Source organism: Mesorhizobium sp. M7A.F.Ca.CA.002.05.1.1, assembly GCF_003998335.1.
Classification (GTDB): Bacteria; Pseudomonadota; Alphaproteobacteria; order Rhizobiales; family Rhizobiaceae; genus Mesorhizobium.
Genome location: NZ_RZQI01000678.1, coordinates 1 through 3,310, shown reverse-complemented (window position 1 = coordinate 3,310; position 3,310 = coordinate 1). Strand labels below are relative to the sequence as shown.

3 protein-coding genes are annotated in these 3,310 nt (G+C 62.6%); 2 read left to right on the top strand and 1 reads right to left on the bottom strand.

The features are described 5' to 3' along the window. Positions 1-1,157, bottom strand: a 1,157-nt coding sequence (locus EN939_RS26465; RefSeq protein ID WP_206528341.1) for a monovalent cation:proton antiporter-2 (CPA2) family protein, incomplete at its 3' end; no start/stop codon positions are given. A 161-nt stretch (positions 1,158-1,318) separates the two neighbouring features. Here EN939_RS26465 and EN939_RS26460 point away from each other — a divergent pair. Then, entirely contained in the window at positions 1,319-2,308 is a 990-nt protein-coding gene (locus EN939_RS26460) for an AraC family transcriptional regulator (RefSeq protein ID WP_023813030.1), read from the top strand. Positions 2,309-2,368: 60 nt separating this feature from the next. Then, positions 2,369-3,310 (top strand): MFS transporter (locus EN939_RS26455; protein WP_164751232.1); only part of this gene is annotated, 942 nt, incomplete at its 3' end.

The following is a 3,310-nucleotide window of genomic DNA, read 5'->3' as shown; positions in this document are numbered from 1 at the left end:
GTCAGATAGCGCAAGGCGATGATGGCCAGCGGCGTCAGCACCATGGAGATGATGACGATCGCCGTCAGCGTCGCGTTGGCCTGGCCATCGATGATGCCGACCGCCGCGGCCGCCGAGTAAAGGACAAAGGCGAATTCGCCGCCTTGTGCCATGAAGACCGCGCGCTCCAGGGCTTCGCGGTGACCTGATTTCAGGATGCGGGCGACGATGTAGATACCGAATGCCTTCATCACCATGTAGGCGACGACATAGATGGCGATCAGCCGCCAGTTCGCCGCGACCACATGCAGGTCGAGCGACATGCCTACCGCGAGAAAGAACAGGCCAAGCAGGATGCCGCGGAAGGGTTCGATGTCGGCTTCGAGTTGGTGGCGGAAGGTCGATTCAGACAAAAGCACGCCGGCCAGGAAGGCACCCATCGCCATCGACAGGCCGCTGAGCTGCATGGCGAGGGCGGAGCCAAGGACGACCAGAAGTGCCGCCGCCGTCATCACCTCGCGGGCACGGGCATCCGCCAGGATGCGGAAGAACGGGTTGAGCAGATAACGGCCGGCCACCACCAGGCCGATGATCGCGGCAAGGCCGATGCCGATTTCGGTCAGCCGCTCCATCAGGCTGGTGTCGGTACCGCCGGGCGCCAGGAACGCGATCAGGGCCAGCAGCGGCACGATGGCAAGATCCTCGAGCAGCAGGACCGATACGATGCGCTGGCCTTTCGGTGCGGCGATTTCACCGCGTTCCTCCAGGAGTTGCATGACGATCGCCGTCGAGGTCAGCACGAAGCCGGCGCCGGCGACGAAGGATTGCGCGATCGGAAACCCTCCAGCCATGCCGACACCGGTCAGCAGAAGCGCGCAGACGCCGACCTGCAGCGCGCCGAGGCCGAAGATCTCACGGCGCAGGCCCCACAGCCGCGACGGCTGCATTTCCAGCCCGATGATGAACAGGAACATCACCACACCGAGCTCGGCGACATGAAGAATGGCTTCCGATTCGGAAAAGACGCCGAAGCCGAACGGACCGATCACCACGCCGGCGGCCAGATAGCCGAGGATCGAGCCAAGGCCCATGCGCTTGAAGATCGGAACGGCAACGACGCCGGCAGCAAGCAGTGCCACCACCTGAACCAGATCACTGCCCGATGCTTCCGCCGCCATGCCTCTTGTCCCTGTGTCTAGCAGAAACTCCTTGCATGCAGTTGGAGTGGGAGGCAAGGCGAGAAATCTGCCGGGAAGGGTAGGGCGCCGCTGCAACGATTCACCTGGTGGAACAACGGTCCCCGCTTGCCTGCCGGACGTTCGGCATCTATATCAGGTATATGCCTGACTATTCGTCCCGTCCGTCTTCGACGCCACATATCCCGATGGATGCGCTCAGCGAAGTTCTGCAAGACTTTCGCTTGAGTGGTGTCAACTATGGCCGCTGCGAGCTCCGGCACCCATGGAGCATAGACTTTCCGCAACAACAGCTGCTTCGGTTTCACTTTGTCGGCCAGGGCCCGTGCTGGATTCATACTGAATCGCAAGGCTGGCAGGAGTTGCGCGATGGCGATCTGGTGCTGCTGCCGCAAGGCATCGCCCATCGGCTGGCGAGCGCGCCGGACGTTGCAGGGGACTCGCTCGAAGGTTGCCAGGTGATCAAGTTGGGGGGCAACGTCTGCGAAGTGGTACGGCAAGGAACGGGCGCCACGAGCACCCTTTTCTGCGGCTCCATGGCCTTGGACTCCTATGCGCTCAACCCATTGATAACGTTGATGCCGCCCGTCATCAAGGGTTGCGACGTGGCCGGCAATGACCCGGTCGTCGGTCCTTTGCTGGCGGCCATGACGGTGGAGGCCTCGCAACCGCAGATGGGCAGCGCCACGATTCTGTCGCGTATGGCCGACTTGCTGACGGCCCGGCTCATACGCTGCTGGGTCAATTGCAACGGAGCCTCGACCACCGGTTGGCTCGCAGCCATCCGCGACCCCCATATAGGCCGCGCTTTGGCGGCCATGCACCGCGACCCCGGCCACAACTGGACGCTGGGAAGCCTGGCCGGCGTGGCAGGCCAATCGCGTTCGATTTTCGCCGAGCGTTTCAGTGCGGTATTGGGGGAGGGTGCCGCACACTATCTCGCCCGCCTGCGTATGCAGCTTGCCCGCGAATTGCTGGGCCAAAACGGCTTGTCGGTTGCCGAAGTCGCTACCCGTTTGGGCTATGATTCCGAGGCATCCTTCGCGCGCGCGTTCAAGCGCATCACCAATGTCTCGCCGGGCGTTGTGCGCCGCACAATTCCCGGACGAATGGATATGAATTTCGGATTCTAAGATACATATCATCCGAGCGGACTCGCCTATTTAAGACCTCCAAACTTTGGAGATCTTTCCGTGACTGACACAACATTACAGATTGAAGACGCCGCGATTGGCCTTGATGCCGATGCACCAGCCGCGTGGAGTTCAGCCACCTGGTTCGCGGTCATTTCATTGGCGGCCACCAGCTTTGCCCTGGTGTCGGCCGAATTCCTGCCCGCAGGTCTGCTGACGCCAATGGCACGCGATCTCGGCATCAGCGAGGGGACGGCCGGCCAGGTCGTCACCGCCACCGCTTCCGTCGGCGCCGTGACGGCCATGTTGAGCAATGTTCTCATCGGCCGCTTGAACCGCAAGGCGGTGCTGGTTGGTCTCAGCGCTCTTGCGGTCGGTTCCAATATCCTGGCGGCGCTGGCGACCGATTTCTGGCTGTTGCTGTTGGGCCGGGCCGGGCTGGGCATCGCTCTCAGCGCTTTCTGGGCACTTTCGGTCGCCGTCGTGGCGAGGCTGGTTGGCGCCAATGCGACAGGTCGGGGCATGGCGATCGTCACCCTCGGCGTCTCGCTTGCCACCATTGCCGCACCGTCGATGGGCGCGTTGATCAGTGACTGGATAGGGTGGCGCAGTGCCATGGCCATGACGGCGGGGCTGGCCGCGCTTGCCATGCTGCTGCAGTTTCTCAGCCTGCCGACCTTGCCTGCAACGGCAAGCAACAGCCTTGCAGATGTATTTCGGCTGACCCGGCGGCGCGGCATCCAACTCGGCATGCTGGCTATTGTTTTGCTGATGACGGGGCATTTTGCCGGCTCGGTCTATGTGCGTCCCTTCCTCGAACAGGTGACACTCCTTACAACCGGACCGATTGCCCTGGCTCTGCTCGGGTTTGGCATCGCTGCCGTGATCGGTAATGTTGCCGGCGGCCGCATGGCCGACACCAACATCCACATGGCCCTCGCAGTCACCGCGGCGTTGATGGCGGTTGCGGCACTTACTTTGGTGCTTTGGGGCTCGCATATG

Coding starts and splice junctions, on each gene's coding strand:
- EN939_RS26460 (WP_023813030.1), top strand. CDS start 1,319: ATGCCTGACTATTCGTCCCGTCCGTCTTCGACGCCACATATCCCGATG.